11 protein-coding genes and 1 pseudogene are annotated in these 17,304 nt (G+C 34.6%); 2 read left to right on the top strand and 10 right to left on the bottom strand.

The genetic code is table 11. The annotated features are described in order from the left end of the window. Positions 1 to 37: 37 nt before the first annotated feature. Positions 38 to 1,795 carry an acyl-CoA synthetase FdrA gene (gene fdrA, locus BR44_RS00985; RefSeq protein ID WP_034552779.1) on the bottom strand — a complete coding sequence of 586 codons (1,758 nt, stop codon included), beginning with the start codon at positions 1,793 to 1,795 and terminating at the stop codon, positions 38 to 40. 524 nt (positions 1,796 to 2,319) lie between these two features. Between fdrA and BR44_RS00980 the strand changes: the two genes are divergently transcribed. Further along, entirely contained in the window at positions 2,320 to 3,168 is an 849-nt protein-coding gene (locus BR44_RS00980) for an alpha/beta hydrolase (protein ID WP_034549803.1), read from the top strand. 404 nt (positions 3,169 to 3,572) lie between these two features. Continuing rightward, positions 3,573 to 5,201 (top strand): PucR family transcriptional regulator, encoded by a 1,629-nt coding sequence (locus tag BR44_RS00975; RefSeq protein ID WP_034549801.1) that lies wholly within the window; start codon positions 3,573 to 3,575, stop codon positions 5,199 to 5,201. Between the two features lie 58 nt (positions 5,202 to 5,259). Here BR44_RS00975 and BR44_RS00970 read toward each other — a convergent pair whose 3' ends face one another. The 9 genes and pseudogenes from BR44_RS00970 to BR44_RS00930 all read right to left on the bottom strand — a co-directional run bounded on the left by BR44_RS00970 (position 5,260) and on the right by BR44_RS00930 (position 17,177). Next, positions 5,260 to 6,051, bottom strand: a complete 792-nt coding sequence (locus BR44_RS00970; RefSeq protein WP_245592903.1) for a Crp/Fnr family transcriptional regulator — start codon at positions 6,049 to 6,051, stop codon at positions 5,260 to 5,262. A gap of 163 nt (positions 6,052 to 6,214) precedes the next feature. Beyond that, the gene (arcC, locus tag BR44_RS00965) at positions 6,215 to 7,156 is read right to left on the bottom strand and encodes a carbamate kinase (RefSeq protein WP_034549797.1); all 942 of its coding nucleotides are present in this window, start codon (positions 7,154 to 7,156) and stop codon (positions 6,215 to 6,217) included. Positions 7,157 to 7,319: 163 nt separating this feature from the next. Then, positions 7,320 to 8,333, bottom strand: coding sequence for an ornithine carbamoyltransferase (gene argF, locus BR44_RS00960; protein ID WP_034549794.1), 1,014 nt, complete (start codon positions 8,331 to 8,333; stop codon positions 7,320 to 7,322). Positions 8,334 to 8,384: 51 nt separating this feature from the next. Next, positions 8,385 to 9,620 (bottom strand): arginine deiminase, encoded by a 1,236-nt coding sequence (gene arcA, locus BR44_RS00955; RefSeq protein WP_034549792.1) that lies wholly within the window; start codon positions 9,618 to 9,620, stop codon positions 8,385 to 8,387. 821 nt (positions 9,621 to 10,441) lie between these two features. Beyond that, on the bottom strand, positions 10,442 to 11,434 hold the full coding sequence (locus BR44_RS00950) for a D-2-hydroxyacid dehydrogenase (RefSeq protein ID WP_034549791.1): 993 nt from the start codon (positions 11,432 to 11,434) through the stop codon (positions 10,442 to 10,444). Positions 11,435 to 11,502: 68 nt separating this feature from the next. Continuing rightward, on the bottom strand, positions 11,503 to 12,561 hold the full coding sequence (locus BR44_RS00945; RefSeq protein WP_034549788.1) for a PTS sugar transporter subunit IIC: 1,059 nt from the start codon (positions 12,559 to 12,561) through the stop codon (positions 11,503 to 11,505). 473 nt (positions 12,562 to 13,034) lie between these two features. Continuing rightward, positions 13,035 to 14,132, bottom strand: a complete 1,098-nt coding sequence (locus BR44_RS00940) for an AI-2E family transporter (RefSeq protein WP_034549786.1) — start codon at positions 14,130 to 14,132, stop codon at positions 13,035 to 13,037. Between the two features lie 570 nt (positions 14,133 to 14,702). Next, on the bottom strand, positions 14,703 to 15,428 hold the full coding sequence (locus BR44_RS00935) for a LytTR family transcriptional regulator DNA-binding domain-containing protein (RefSeq protein ID WP_034549784.1): 726 nt from the start codon (positions 15,426 to 15,428) through the stop codon (positions 14,703 to 14,705). Then, positions 15,409 to 17,177: pseudogene (locus tag BR44_RS00930) on the bottom strand (LytS/YhcK type 5TM receptor domain-containing protein). The gene BR44_RS00935 and the pseudogene BR44_RS00930 overlap by 20 nt, the downstream one beginning before the upstream one ends. Positions 17,178 to 17,304: the final 127 nt, after the last annotated feature.

Raw genomic sequence — 17,304 nt, 5'->3', positions numbered from 1 at the left:
TAAAACCCCTCCTATATTGTTCTACAATTTATTCGTTTTATTCAGCTACGTAGTGATCTAAGAAGTACAAGATTTTTTGAAGTTGTACATCTCCACCAGCACTTGGTCTCCAGTCAAATTGGACCGCTTTGCCTTGGTTTTCTTCAATTGCTTCTGCAAAGCTTTTCAAACCAACGTTTATAACATAAGGTTTTGTGCTTAACAAGTCTAAAACAGCTTGAGAGGCTTTTGGTAATTCAATGTCTTTTGATTCTTCAACTTCTTTGAAGCCTTTTTCTTCATCTTTAACGGTATGACCTAGAAGGCCTAAAGCAGTACGGACAGCTTTATTGTTGCTTGAACAAACAATAACGCCAGCTTCTTCAAGGATTTCTTGTTGACGAGCTAAGTTTTGTGGATCAGCTGTTGTTCCAACGACTGTTCCTAAAACCACTAGTTCTCGTCCGTCTCCTTTAGCACTATTTTTAGCTTTTTTAATAGCAGGAGCTAATTCAGTAGCCATATCATCGTGAGCGCCATAGCCTAAAACAACATCTAATAAAATGACTGCTATTTCTGGATTGTCGCCAGCACGTTGAATCATTTCAATTCTTTTCTCAGGGTCAATCATTGGATGTGGTTTACCTTGAGTGTACATATCATCACCTAAGTCAATGATTTCGTGTCCTGCAGAATTTAAAATAAATCCATCATCATGTGTTAATCCTTCTTCAAGGTTTAAGCCATCAGCAATTAACATCCCTGCTTCATTAGCTAGTGTTCCACCTGAATAATAGCCTTTAATCAAGGTTTGTTCTGGTTTCAATGAAACGGATGGAATTTCTACTGTTTCATCAAATACTTTGATTTCTTCACCGTTTAAAAGAGCGACAGCCAATTTAGCTGTTTCTTCTAATGTATAAGCGTGGTAAAGGTCTTTTTCATGGTATGCTGGTTTTTCACCTAAGAAAATGGTCACAACTGGTTTAGATCCTTTTCTTAATAAACCAAGTACTTTATCTCTAACAGATTTTGCAGGTGGTTTAGAAATAACAACCATTACATCTGTATCAGGATCTTCTTCTAATGCTACGATTGTATCTAGCATTGTAATCCCGCCAACTTCTTCTGATAAATCACGGCCACCTGTACCAATAGCATTGGTCACACCAGCACCTAATTTGTCAATAATCGTTGAAACTTCTTGAATCCCAGTTCCTGAAGCACCAACAATGCTGATTCTTCCTGGTCTAACAATATTCGTAAAGGCCATTGGAACACCATTGATAATACCTGTTCCACAGTCAGGTCCCATCATGATTAAGCCTTTTTCGTGAGCTTTTTTCTTCAAACGAGCTTCATCTTCAATTGATACGTTATCACTAAAGATAAAAGGATTTAATCCTTCATCTAACGCTTTTTCCGTTTCAAGAGCAGCATACGTACCAGGAACTGAGATCAACGCAATGTTTGCATCTTTTCCTAATTTCATAGCTGTTTCCCACGTGCGTGCAGTTTCATTTGTGTCTTCTGAATCAGTAGTAGCTTGAGAAGCCAAGAAATCATCTACTTCAGTTAAAACAGCATCCATTACGCCATCGTTTTCTGCGTCTACAACCAGTGCCATATCATTTGCAGAAGCTTCTGCAAGTTCTGGTGTTTTCAAGCCGCTTCCTTCAAATAAATCTTTGTTAGCAGGTGTTCCCATCATAATGGATACTTTTTTAACACCTGCAATTGTGTTTAGTTTGTTCGTTAGCAACATCAGCACAATTGAATCTTGATAAGAATTTTCTTTAATTATTGTGTGCAACATTTTGATTCCTCGCAATCTATTTAGTTTAATTGAACGGTCCACGTTTCCCTTTAGGAACATCATAAGTTGAAAATTTAGTGTCATTGTTCGTTTTCCTGACTCTCATAATAAATAGAGTTTCATAATTTTTGATGTTCGTTTTTTTCAATACGTATCTGCTATTATTTTATGAAACCAGTTCATTCTCTCCCACTAATGAACTAAATTAACCCCCTTTTCCAAAAAAATGATTTGTTTACCTAGTCAAAACAATGCAAAATGAATGGAGAATAAACCATTTTTTGATAAAGTAATGCTAAGACATTTATTTATTTCGCTAATAAAGGAAAGGCTTACAATATATAGTATAACTTTTTTTTTTTGCAATTACATTGTACTGTAGAGCTAAGAAATACACCCTTTTATTATCCCTAGTGTATAATTCGGACTAAAAAATGAAAAAAGCGACCTGCTTTTACGATTCTTTTGTTATACTTTTGCTTTACATACACCCGTTTAAATTATTTTTTAGGAGGTTTAACAAAATGGAACCAGAATTTTTTTCCTTTGCTAGGCATTCTTCTCTCACATTATCTGCATCTTTTTATCGAGCAACGGACAACTTAAAAAATCAAACCATCATTTACTTTCACGGTGGTGGATTGATCTGGGGAGACCGTGATGACTTGCCAAAGACTTACATTGACTTATTCTTAAGAGCAGGTTATCATCTTTTAACTGTCGATTATCCTTTAGCACCAGAAACGGCTCTACCAGAAATTTATAACTGTGCAGTTGAGGCTGTTGAATGGTTTACCCATCATTCCGATACGGTCTTACACTTACCAACTAATGATTATAATTTATTTGGACGTTCCGCTGGAGCTTACTTGGCTTTACTAGTTGGGAGCGATTTGAAGATAGAGAAGAAACCCCATAAGATTATTAGTTTTTATGGGTATTCGTCTATCCAAGAAGCCTTTTATCTCTTACCAAGTAACCATTACCAGACCTATCCAATTATCCCTAGGTCATTAGTTAACCAACTCATCCAACCTAACCCTCTTGCTAAAGGGACATTAGAAACTCGTTACGCTATTTATCTTTATGCCAGACAAACAGGACGATGGTTAGATTTGCTTCTGCCGGATAAAAAAAAGCAAAGTCAATTTTCATTAACAGATAACCAACTTGCAGCACTTCCTCCAGTTTTTATTGCTCAAAGTAAAACCGATCAAGACGTTCCTTTCCAACAAGGTGAAAACTTAAGTGGAAAAATTTCTTCAACTAAATTTGTTGTGATTGAAAAAGCCACTCACGACTTTGATAGTGACTCGACGAATGAAAAAGCTCTAAGTGTCTACCAAGAAGTTATCGAATGGTTAAATAACTAATTGAGTCAACACGTATGTAGAAAAAGCCTTATCTATCCGTTTTGTACAAACAAAGCGCCTAGATAAGGCTTTTTTTAGTTACTCTTATTTAAAATCTAACTAAATCATTCCTCTTTTTTTACGCTCTTTTTTATTTGTTCCTTCCTTCTACATTAGTGATAAAAGCGAATTTTTTTACTTTATCTATCCTTATTTTGATTTCATTTTTTTACCTGCTCTTTTACAGATAGATTATTAATGGTTTGAGTTCTTTCTTTCTGTTATAGTAGGTGTACTGCTTTTTAGCTTATCCAGTTTATTTTATCATTCGACTTCTTATTAGATTACCTATTAAAGCGTTTTCTATTTCAATCAGCTAAACATTTTGTATTTTGTTACATAATGAAAAATAAGGAAGTGAAAGTATGAATTTAACAGTAAAAGAATTGCTTGATTTCGATTCTCTCAAAGAGGCATCTGTCTTAACTAAACACGCTAGTTTAGAAAATAACGTAACCGGTATTATGGTTGTTGAAGGTCCAGACATTGAAAATTGGGGCCGTGAAGGTGAATTATTGCTAAGCAGCTATTATGCTCTAAAGGACCTTTCTTCTGATGAGCTCAAGGAATTTTTCACTAAGGTTCATCAACTTAAAATAAGTGGATTGATTATTAAAATTGATCGGGTAGTCGTATCCATTCCAACTTACATTATTGAATTGTGCGAAAAAAATGATATCCCTTTAATTCAGATACCCAAACAGGCACTCTACGAACCTATCTTATTAGATGTAACCGGAAAAATAATTAACAACAACATTCACCTATTAGAAAAATATTACTCTTTACAAAATCATTTCACAAAAATGGCTCTAAACGAACCTGAATTAATCGACATTTTGAATGTTCTAAAAGATTTAATAAAAAAACCTATTAGTTTAAAAAATACATTAAAAAATGACTGCATTAGCACAGATCCACTTTATAACGATGTCTTGTTTATCCAATCTATTTCATTAAACAAACAAAAATATATGAATTATGATTATACTCGTCGCAAAGTTGCCTCGCCAATGCTAACAAAAAAAAAGACCTATACTCAATTAGTCATACCTATTCCTAACTTAAAAATTAATTCCTACGAATTAATCGTCCATGAAATTGATTCCCTTACTCCACATGAAGATTTCTTAGCTATTGAAAATACCATTAGTTTTCTCCAAATGGAGTTGCTGAAAAAATACGCTGTTTCTCAAACTACTTTGCATTATAAAAATAGCATCATTTCAGACTTATTGAACAATCGAATCGAAGATAAAGAAGAATTAAACGAAAAAATAAATAATCTGAAATTACTAGATGATTCAAACTTCCGTATCTTTATTTGTCATTTGCCTAACATCTCATTAACAGCCGAACTTCCAGACGAACAGCATAAAAAGGAACGTCAATTTGCTTATACGTTTGTCGAAGATATAAAAAAACAATGGCCACAACGAGTTTATCTTATTCGCAATCATAAAATTGTTTTTATTATGAATACTCAGGAAGACGCAGAGGAAACCGTTAAAAAGAAACTACTTTCTAGTACTGAAGTGAGCAAAAAAATACTTAACCTTGAAGAGTTAGCTATGACGATTAGTTTCAGTTACAAAGGGGACTTATCTCATTTGCCTTCTTTATACAAACAGGCACAAAACGCCCAAAAAATTATTACTTTGTTCGGCGAAGAAAATGCTATCTCTAGTTACCATGATATTGGTATCTACCAATTGTTTGCTGATATGAATCAATTAGAACAATTTGAAAAATTCATCCCGGAATCATTACTCACCTTAAGCACAAACCATCCTGACTTGGTAGAAACCTTAAAAGCGTTTTTAGATAAAAATCAAAACTATAAAGATACAGCAGATACTCTGTTTCTTCATCCAAAAACTGTTCGTTACCGCTTGGACAAGATTAAAAAACTGACGGGTATTCAATTTGATAATGCTGAGGAATTGTTACAAATTAATATAGGCTTGCGCTTATTAAAAATGATGAAAAAATAAATAAATCAAAAAAAGAACTCTCCCTATGTACGGTGTGAGCTCTTTTTTCTATGATAGATTATTCTGAATAGGATTTGAAATAAGAAGGATGTAAAAAAATAAACTGTTTATGCTTATACTCTAATTGCTGATCTTCTTTTAACTGTTTTATCACACTGCCTACTGTCTCTCTTGAGCACCCACTTATATCTGCTATCTCATTGATTGTAATAGGAAAAGGAATTTCTATTGTTTTAGGTGAGATATGTCTGCCTAGATTTTCCATCAAATACAACAATGTATTGATAATACGACTCGTAGCGCTAGAAACGGCCAAATATTGAATTCTTTTTTCTTGTTGTTGCAAAATGACGGATACCTTTTTATAAAGATATAATAGCTGTTCAGAATTATAAATAGCTTGTTGCTCAAAAACATCCGCTGGCAAATAATACAATTCTACATCTGTTGCTGCATAAGCAGAATAATGATAAGTATCATCGGAGAACATACCTCCATATGGGAACAATGTATCGGGGTTATTGTAATCGATGTATAAAAATGAAGCACTCTTATCATACCGTTCAATCCTAACAAGGCCTTTTTTTAAATAAAATAACTTTTCGCGTTTATCGCCTTCATCAAATAAAACTTGTCCTTTTTTATAATTTCTAAGATACAACTGTTTTTTAAGACAATTGAATTCTGATTCAGTAAAGTTTGCAAATACCGGTTTATAGCGCAATTCATACATCTGGTTGGGTTTCATCTGTTGGGTTGGCATTTGATTCGCTCCTATCGTGTGGATTGAAATAAACGAATAAATAATAACAGCTAAGCTATGAGTGTACCGTTGAACTTGGTTAAACACGTATAAGTGTATTATAACACAAAAGTCGTTATCTTTCTTATCTTTTGTAGCAGAGTGGTATGCATACGACTCTTTTTTAGAAGCGCTTTTTTAATTAAAAACGCACCTTAAAATGGTCCATTTTTTTACAATCTGGCTCATTTCAAAGTGCTTTTTTAATTCATTATTTTGTTATGATTGTTCCTCCGGTTCCTTCTAAAACCTTTGCTACATTTTCTAATGATGTGATCATTGCTTTGCCTTCTGGATGGTTTTCAACAAATGCAATAGCTGCTTCTACTTTTGGCAACATACTGCCCGGTGCGAACTGGTCTTCTTTGATATATTGCTTCATCTCAGAAACCGTTACATGTTCTAATTTCTTTTGGTCGGGTTTATTGAAGTTTACAAAAACATTATCTACACCTGTCAAAACAACTAATAAGTCAGCTTTTACTAGTTCTGCCAATTTTTGAGAAGCAAAATCTTTATCGATAACGGCTTCAACACCCGTTAATTGGCCATCTTTAGCAACTACTGGAATACCGCCGCCTCCAACTGAAATGGTTACTACACCACTTTCAACAAGTTGATTGACTACATGGTATTCTTGAATACTAACTGGTTTTGGTGAAGGTACTACTTTGCGCCAACCTCTGCCAGCATCTTCTTTAAATATTGAACCGGTTCTATCCATTTCTTTTTGTGCCTCTTCTTTTGTTAGGAAAGGACCAATTGGTTTGGTTGGATTTTTAAAAGCTTGATCGTTTTCATCTACAACTACTTGGGTAACAATAGACACAATTTGTTTATCTATCTTTCTTTTTGCTAACTCATTGCCTAATGCATTTTGCATCCAATAGCCGATACTGCCTTGCGTCATAGCAACACAAGTGTCTAAAGGCATTGCTGGATTTTTTTCGCTATCTGCCGCAGCTTGTTGCAATAATAAGTTCCCTACTTGAGGGCCATTTCCGTGTGAAATAATTAAGTCATCACCGTTTTCAATAAATTTAACCAAATATTCTGCTGTATGAGCGAGTGCTTCTTGTTGTGCAGCTGCACTTGCTTTGTCTGATAAAATTGCATTGCCACCTAATGCGATTACAATTTTTCTTTTTGTCATATTTATTCATCCTATCTTTGATATTATTTTCACATTGTTTTTTCTCTCATTCATTATATGAGAAATTTTCTTATTTACTAGTTTTTATCTTTTAAGATAAAGATAGAGCATAAGGACAATATCCTTCCTTATGCTCTGAAGTCTTCACTTTACATTTTTAACTTTAAGCTTTTGGAATAAACAAGTTTCCTAGTGTTGCTGCCATGATAGCCTTGATTGAATGCATTCTATTTTCAGCTTGATCAAATTGACGAGCATGTTTACTACGGAAAGCCTCATCTGTTACTTCCATTTCAGTGATACCAAATCTTTCTTTAACCATTTGGCCATACTCTGTTTCAGCATCATGGAAAGCTGGTAAGCAGTGTAGTAAGATAACATCATCATTTCCAGTTGCTTTAATCATATCCATATTAATTTGGTAAGGTTTCAATAAGTTGACACGTTCTTCGAACTTGTCTTCTTCACCCATTGATACCCAAACGTCAGTATAAAGAGCATCAGCGTCTTTAACGCCTTTTTTAACATCATCTGTAATCATTATCTTGCCGCCGGATTTCTTAGCAAATTTTTCAGCCATGTCAACAATTTCTTGTTCTGGGAATAATTCTTTAGGTGTTACAATATGAATATTTGCACCTAAGATAGCACCAGTAACCAATAAGCTGTTTGCCATATTATTACGGCCATCTCCAGCATATGCAAGAGTAATGCCTTCTACTTTTCCAAAGTTTTCTTTGATTGTTAAGAAGTCAGCTATCATTTGTGTTGGATGCCATTCGTCTGTTAAGCCATTCCAAACTGGAACGCCTGCAAACTCAGCTAATTTCTCCACATTTGATTGTTTGAATCCACGAAACTCGATTCCATCAAACATGCCGCCCAATACTTTAGCAGTATCTTCAACTGATTCTTTTTTACCCAGTTGAATGTCATCTTTACCAAGGAATTCAGGATGAGCACCTAAATCAATGGAAGCTGTTGTAAACGCTGAGCGTGTACGTGTAGAAGATTTTTCAAATAACAAAGCGATATTTTTACCTTCTAGATAATGATGTGGAATACCTTTTTTCTTCATTTCTTTTAAATGTAGTGAAAAATCAATTAGATACATTAATTCTTCTTTTGTAAAATCCTTTTCAGCTAGTAAGCTACGACCTTGAAAAATGTTATTCATATTGTGTTCCTCCAATTTTTTTGTTTTATTTTGTTTGATTAAAAGTGACCTCTATTTCTTCAAATCTTCACGAACAAAAGGCATGGTCATACATCTTGGGCCCCCACGACCACGGACTAATTCACTTCCTGGAATTTTAATTAATCGTAACCCTGCTTTTTCTAATAAATTATTAGTAATTGGGTTACGGTCATACACGACAACGACACCTGGTGCAATTGCTAAGGTGTTTGATCCATCATTCCATTGTTCACGCGCTGCGTCTACAAGATTTCCACCTCCGCATGGAAGCAATGTCACTTTTTCTAAACCTAAAGCTTCTGCTAATACTTCAGCTAAGTTATGGCTTTCTTTTTCTTCAAGGATAACTTCTCCATCATTACCTGGTTTGATTGATATGACACGTAATCCTGCTTGAATTTCTGGATGAATGGTAAATTTATCGTAATCAACCATAGTAAATACCGTATCTAAGTGCATGAATTTACGATGCTGACCGATATCAAATCCTACTATTTCTTTAAAAGCACCAGCTTCGAATATGCGTTTTGCTAATTTTTCAATCGCACGAGAGTCTGTCCGTTGTGAAATACCGATAGCAAGAATATCTTTAGAAAGGACTAACTCATCTCCACCTTCAATACGGTCTTCTTCATCACGTGAGTAGAATTTATCTACGTTTTCTTTATATGCTGGGTGATACCTGAAAATAAAGTCTCCGTAAATCGTTTCGCGATTACGTGTTTCTGAAAACATTTTATTAATCGTTACGCCATTAGCCATTGTTGCAAATGGATCACGTGTAAAGTATAGGTTTGGCATTGGGTCAACCAAAAATGGGTAGTCACTTTCTAATAGGTCAGCTAAAGAACTGTCAAAGTTTGTTGCTTTAACTTCAGTTTTTCTAAAACCTTCCATTGTTTTAAGAACCATGTCGAAAGTATCTAATTTCAACAACTGTTCTTTTACAATGTTTTTAACATTTTCTGAAACCATACCTGTTTCTAACATCCACTGATTAATAAACTCTTCTTTTACGTCTCCTGCATCAATTGCATCTGCAGCTAACTTTTCTAAATAAACAACTTCGACTCCTTCGTTTTCTAGTACTTTAACAAAATTATCGTGTTCTGCTTGTGCTCCTTTAAGATAAGGGATATCATCAAATAGTAATCTGTCTAGATAGTCAGGTATTAAATTTTCTAACTCTTTGCCTGGACGGTGCACCATAACTTTTTCTAGTTTACCAATTTCTGAATTAACATGAATCGGATTTTTCAATTTCATTTCCTCCTCTTATTTCTTATTTACATTCTTATGATAACGCTGACAATCAGAAAAGAAAACTATTATGTCTCATACATAATGTCGGTTTCGTCACATTTCTTCACTCCTATTCCATATATATTCTTTATACAGTATATACAATCGATATTGAGTGTTTATGCTGTATAATTATTTTTTTTATACAGTTTTTATAACCAAAAAAACTTTTTAAAAAAATCGTTTTTCTGGTATAAAATTAAAAAATGATGAGATTTACTCTGTTCTATAAGGCATTTCAGTCAAACCGTTCAGCTTCTTTTTTGGAGAAGAAGCTGAACGGTTTATTATTATGACACTCCATGAAATCTTTTTTTTGTGACCGCTTCAATCTTTCACGTTACTAATTTGAATACTCGTTTGTTTAGGAATACTTTTCCACGTAAATTAACTTGCATGTGGACGAGTTGATAAAGTTGATAGCCAAACTTATCCAATCACCCTTTTCTTCCATTCAACTTTTTCGTTTCTTTTTTCGTTTCAGAAACAACATTCCAAGCCATTAATAGCGAGATAATCCTGTATCCTAAAAGCAACTAATGTAACACTCTTCTTTTTTCCTTTTTTTAAATTACTCATTCCATCCTTAACACGGCTAAGTAATGTACTTTAGGTAAAACCGTTATACTACCTCTAATAGTTATGCTAGCATGACACCTTATTTTCTACCCTATTTCTATTGTTAGTTGAACTACTGTTTTTTAGAATTCAAAACAAAAAAAGAAGCAATCAGCCCACTACAAAATCGGGCTATCTCACTTCTTCTTTGTAACCTAGACGAATGATTATTTTACTTCGAATGCACTCTTGCCATCTGTTAAGATGTCTTGAGTTGCACCTAATGATCCTTCCACTAAGTTCTCAACAGCAGTCTCTGTGTAGAATGCAATGTGAGGTGTGTAAAATACATCATCTCTTGCCATTAAAGCATTAAATATATCATCCTCAATTGTTGCACCTGTTAAATTTTTGTTAACCAGTGTGTGTTCATTCTCATACGTATCTAAGACTGCTCCAGCTAATTTGTTGCTTTCTAAAGCTTCAAGTAGATCATCTGTTTTAACAATTGTTCCTCTAGCAGTGTTTACTAAGAATGCGCCATCTTTCATTTGAGCAAATAATTCTTTGTTGAACAAGTGGAAATTGTCATCTGTTGCAGGCATGTGAATAGAAATCAAGTCTACTTCTTTCACTAATTCTTCAAGAGTATCTGTGTATCTCATGAATTTGCGCGCTTCATCATTTGGATATAAATCAAAACCAAGAATCTCAGCACCGAAACCAGCAAATAATTCACCAGTAATGCGACCAATACGGCCAGTTCCAACAATTCCAATTTTCATTGAACGAACTTCTTTGCTAAGAATAGATTTGTTCCAACTGAAATCATGTTTTTCAACATTTCTTCTAATTAAATCCATGTGGCGGATCATGCTCAATGATGCTGTTACAGCGAATTCAGCAATAGCATTGGGAGAATAAGCAGGCACATTTGTAATAGCTAATCCATTTTCTTTAGCCAAATTCAAATCAAACATATCATAGCCAGCTGAACGTGTAGCTAATTGCTTGATACCCATTTCAGCTAATGCTGGATAGATTTTTTCGTCTAATTTACCTGTTTGTTGGATTAATACGCCATCTTTACCTTTTACTTTATCAAGAGTCTCCATTGTTAAGATTTCAGTTACTGTCTCAACGTTCACACCTGTTTTTTCGCTCCATACTATTGCTGCATCTCTTTCATCTTCACGTGTTCCAAACATAATTAAGTTCATTTAAAATTCCTCCATCATGGTTTACATATTTTTTTAAAAATAGTGCTACTTATAAAAGTCGTTGCTTATTATGCAGTGAAAAACTTAAAGATATCTTTATCGTATACTTTCAATACTTTACATAAAACAAAATCTGCAAGGTATGCACTAGCAAACGGAACTACAAAGAATACTAACACAGCTACTCCTAGGTTTGAAACGGCACTGCCTTCCATAAATTTAATCGCGTTAATCGGTCCAACCAAACCTGAGAAACCAAAACCAGCTGAAAATGGTGTACCTTGAATATTGAATAGAGCGGCAAATATAGCACTGATTGTTGCACTAAATGCAAGTGGTAAAATAATAATTGGGTGTTTGAATAAGTTTGGCATCATCATTTTCATTGCGCCTAAACCAACTGAAGAAGTTACGCCAATACTGTTTACTTTTAAAGATCCAACAACTAAGGTAGCTGCCGCTGCACTAACTCCAATATTTGCTGCTCCTGATGCAAGGCCTGAAAGACCAATAGCCGTAGCAATCGCAACTGTTGAGACAGGAGAAATAATAATGATTGAGAACGAAACAGCAATTAAAATACTCATTAAGATGGGTTGTAACTCAGTAAAGCTGTTGATTAAAGCTCCGATAGTTGAGGTAATCATTTTTACATATGGAAGTGTAAATGAACCAACTGCACCGGCTCCGGCTCCAGCAATAATAGGCAACAACAGAATCGTCATTGAGCCTAGTTTTTCTCCAATAGCTCTGACAATAATAACAGCTAACGCTGCAGTTAACATCGTGTTAATTAAATCGCCAATCCCAACGAGCATAAAAGCCCCATCATTAACTGCATATGCACCTGAACCAACTAAGGCTGCAGCACCAACGATAACAGTTTGCATTGGGTTTAATTTAAATTGCATCGCAATTAAAACACCAACAATAATAGGAACTGAATATTGGAATCCTTGGACAACTTGTAATAGTGAAATAAAGATATCCATTTTTGTTCCTAAAAACTTAAATAGTTCACCTAAAATAGCATTTGGAATCAGACCAACTACAATTCCTACTGCTGTACCGGCTAAAACACGGTTTAAAAAATCTTTTCCTGATAATTTCGTTTCATTCGCTGACATATTAATTCCTCCTAGGTTCTCTTATTCATATTGGAATAAGAAATTAAATCATTTAATCATAAGTATGGCTATTTGTGTACATTTCCTCAAATAAATAACAATCAACTTTTTATCTATTCTATTCCTATTCCCCTTTTCAGCTCTTTTAAAGTTGGTTATTTCTTTTAGGATCAGATATAAGTGCAACGCATTGTGTAACTATTCACTAACGCTTACATAGTATCTAATAAAAGCAAATTTATGTCAAGACGTTTTTGTCTTTTTTTTCACAAAAAATAAGAAAACACTTAATAGTTTTCCACATTCACTCTTATCAATAAAAAAATGTCTGATCAACTAAAATGAAGAACGATTTTCCGTGCTATTTTATATGATAAAAAGAACAAAAAAATGGCTCCCAACTTAATAAGTCAGCAGACATTTTTCTTATAAAGATGACTATATAAAAGAACTACTGTTTATTCATTAAATCGTTAGAGTAATTTCACCTTTTTATTTTCTTCAACAACTAAATTTTTTATATAAACAACGATTGTTTTTATCACTGCAAATCCAGGTACGCCAAAAATAATTCCTACGATTCCTGCCATTTTACCAGCAACCAATAGAACAACAATAATTGTTAATGGATGAATATCTAAGTTCTTACCAACAAATTTTGGCGTCAAGAAATTTATATCTACTTGTTGAATAATCACAATCAATAAAACCACTAAAATTGCTTTGCCTGGAGAAATGGTTAGCCCGATAATGAAAGCCGGAGCCGCACCAATAAAAGGACCAATATAAGGAATCATATTCGTCGCTCCACAGATAATCGCTAACAATAAACTATAGGGCAACCCGATGAAGAGCATTCCAATATAAACCAATATCCCCACAATTATACTGGCTAGACCTTTCCCACTTACATAGCCAGAAACCACAACATTCATTTGGCTTAACAGCTCGATAACGTGTTTTTTGTATTTAGTTGGGAATAAACCAGCAACGGCTGGCGTAAATTTTTGCCCATCATGAAATAGGTAGAACAAGATGATTGGGACCGTGATTAAAACGACCGCTAATCCAGTAATTGTTGAAATAATTGAACTGATGCTAGTCGTAATAGACGACAAAACAGTATTTGAAATCGTGTCTAGCGATAGATTCAGACGCGTCAACACTTCTTCAAAGTCTACTTGTTCAAGGCCAGGAATTCTCTTGATATCATCTGCTTGGATTTCAATATTAGCAATAATGTTTGGAATATTTATAATTAATTCACTCAATTGCTCTAATAGAATAGGGACAATTTTTATTCCAAAAGAAATGGTTCCACTAATCGCTAAAATCATAACAATAATAATGCCATAACTTCTTTTCACTTTTACCTTTTCAATCAGTTTGATAAAAGGATTCATTAAGTAATATAAAAAACCTGCTATCAACACAGGAACAAATAATGTAGAAAACAATGCATATAGCGGCTGGAAAACGAAACTAATTTTGGTTGAAATGTAAATCGTTAGCACTGCCGCTAATGACCATAATGTCCAAAACAATAATTTTGAACTTTTAAATAAATTCATTTGTCTTCTCCTTTTTGAAACGAGTTTCTACCTTTTAAAAAAACTCTCTATTCTTCTATTTTTTATTTGTCTTATTGTTTTATCGTTCGTTTATTTTTATCTCATTTAAAAATAAATTCATTATAAAAATAATAAACTGAGAATTGCTCTCATGGGCCACTTTACAGTAGAAAGACGGAAACTTCAACTGAATTTTTAGGTAAAAAGATAATTTTAAAAGTGACTAAATGGATTCCCTTGTCTTCTTCATTCTATGTGGCTATACCTGAACTTGATTTCCCAGTGATTGAAACGAATGCACTCTTTTCAACTGTAAAATTTTATGTTTATTCGTGTTCCTGTTTGTTTGCTAGAAACACAATCCTACAGTTTTGTAAGGCCGCTTATTGTTAATCTAAGCTGTTAAATGATCCTCTAGTTCATTCGTTAGATACTTTGATTGCTCCCTCTTTGATAACTTATTCGTCAGGTCGTGTTTAGAATTTAACGACCTATCGCTCTTAGCAATTCAAGTCCTATACACTTATAATGTTAAACACGCGATCTCCTCTTAATGAAGCTTTTCTCTTTTTATAGTCCTATTTGTTCTTTAAATTCTTTCATATAAAAACGGCTAACAGGAATTTTCAATTGGTTCTCCATTGTCACTTGAAAGGTGTGGTTAAACCAGGGTTGAATTTCTTTTATATAGCTCAATTGCACAATATAAGAACGATGAACGCGCATAAAATTTGGACTACTCAACTTTTTCTCCAATGCACTTAGCGGTTCACGTGTCTGGTATTTCTTTTGAGCTGTATAAATTGTGGTTATGCCATTTTCAACTTCTACGGCTATAATATCTTGTTGTTTCAAGATGTAGATATATTCTTCTACTTGAATAGGCAATGTCATTGAAACCGGCAGACTCATTTCTTTTGGCTTTTCTTTATCAGCAGCAAACGATTGAGAGGCTTTGCTTACAGCTTGTTGGATACGTGCTAATTCAAACGGCTTTAAGACATAATCCTGCGCATTTAATTCAAATGCTTTCACTGCATATTCATCATAAGCCGTTGCAAAAATAATGAGTGGTGGATTTTTCAATTGATTGACTTTATTGGCTAACGTTAGCCCACTTTCATTCGTTAGATGAATGTCTAAAAAAATTAAATCTACTGATTGTTGCAGCATATTTTCTAACGCTTCTTCGATTGATTCAGCTTCAGCGATTGACGTTATTTCATTGCATTGTTCTAATAAGTAAATCAATTCGTTTCTAGATAAAGGTTCATCGTCAACAATTAGTGTGTGCATGCTCTTCTTTCCTTTCTTTGAAGGGAACCGTACAAGAAACAACGGTGCCTTTATCAGAGGTAGCCATTTGTAAGGCAGCCGATTCTCCAAATAAACTTAATAAGCGTTTATTCAAGTTTTCTAAAGCAGAACCTGTTCCTTTTTCAGATTGAACAATTTCTCTGCCTAATTTTTCTAGGCGATCTGCTTTTATACCAACCCCATTGTCGCTAACCTCTAACACGAGACTCTCTTTGACTGTACGAACAGAAACAAAAACGTGATTGTCCATTTTGCGACCTTCAAAAGCATGCCGAATCGCATTCTCGACTAACAATTGAATGATAAAAGGCGGCAGCAAAACATTACTTAGTCCCGGTTCAATCGTAATTTCAACTTGGTAGCGTTCAGGGAAACGAGCTTGTTCAATCGATAAGTAGGCTTCAACGTGTTCCAATTCCTTTGCTAACGGAATGAGATTGGTTCTAGCTCCTTGGAGATTGGCTCGGAAATAATGACTTAATTGAATCAATAAGGTACGAGCTTTCTCACTATCTACGCGAATCAGTGCTGAGATTGTATTGATGGCATTAAAAAAGAAATGCGGATTTACTTGTGCTTGCAGTGACTTGATTTCAGCATCTTTTAACAACTTACCTTGCAATTCGGCTTCCCCTAGTTCAATTTGACTCGAGATAATATTTCCCAACCCTTCTGCTAGTTGCCTCACTACATAGGTTAGTTGATTTTTATCTGTAAAATACATTTTCAGTACGCCCACTGTTTTGCCTTTAGACGTTAAAGGGATAACAATCGCCGCTTCCAATGGACAACCACTGTGGTGACAGCCGATTTCTTCATGGGTGAATGCTTCTTTTATCTTGCCTTCTCGCAATACTTCTTTTGATAAGTCGGTCAAAATGGCATTGGCTGGAACATGATGGTCACTTCCAGCACCAACATGCGCCAAGATTCTTTCTTGATTCGTGATACTAACGGCCGATACCTTAATAAAACGTTTGATACTTTCAGCTGCGGCCGTACATGATTCTTCATGCATCCCTGACCGAAAGAAAGGCAGCGTTTCATTAGCCAACTGCAAAACATCATGCGTTTGAACGGCTTTTGTTTGTTCTTCTTGGTAGAGTGTCGTTCTGATAATAGACAAGAAAATGGCCGTCCCTAAACTATTGATTAAAACCATTGGCAGCGAGATAAAACGAACAAGTTCAATTGAATCTTGAAAATTGCTGCTCAAAATGAGGATACACACCATCTGAATCCCTTCTGCTAACGCACCAATGATGATGCCTTCTATAACAGTTGGGTACTGATTTTTTTCATTGTTTTCATCCCGTATAACCCAGAGAACACCCCGATTAAAATAGAAGACACAACATAAATAAAAGCTGCCTCTCCTCCTTGAGTATAGCGGTTAATTCCAGAAATAATCCCGACACTAACCCCGACAAAAGGTCCTCCTATTAAACCCGAAACACCAATTGTTAACACACGTGTATTTGCTAGAGAAGCATTATCAGCTAATGTCGTAAACAACTGATCGGAAATCACTTGATTTTCGCCAATTTCTACACCTGTAAAATTAGAGATGATAGCAAAAATACCAAAAACAACGATTAACTGTAGTTTGGTGGATAATTGATCTCGTTTGGTTAACATCGCTTTAAAATAGCGAATATTCATTAACATATAGGCCACAATAATAATTAGCCCGACACGTTCAATCATTAAGATAACTAAATTCAACATATGCGCATCTCCTATTTTCTATTAAGAATAGTTTAACATGAATGCTATGCCCATTATCGAAAAAAAAGCAGAAAAAAAAAGCAGTGCTAGAATAGTTATTCCGACACCACTAGGTTATAAACTTAGT

Origin of the sequence: Carnobacterium funditum DSM 5970 (genome assembly GCF_000744185.1) — a bacterium.
Lineage (GTDB): Bacteria > Bacillota > Bacilli > Lactobacillales > Carnobacteriaceae > Carnobacterium_A > Carnobacterium_A funditum.
This window is presented reverse-complemented; position numbering and strand designations above follow the sequence as displayed.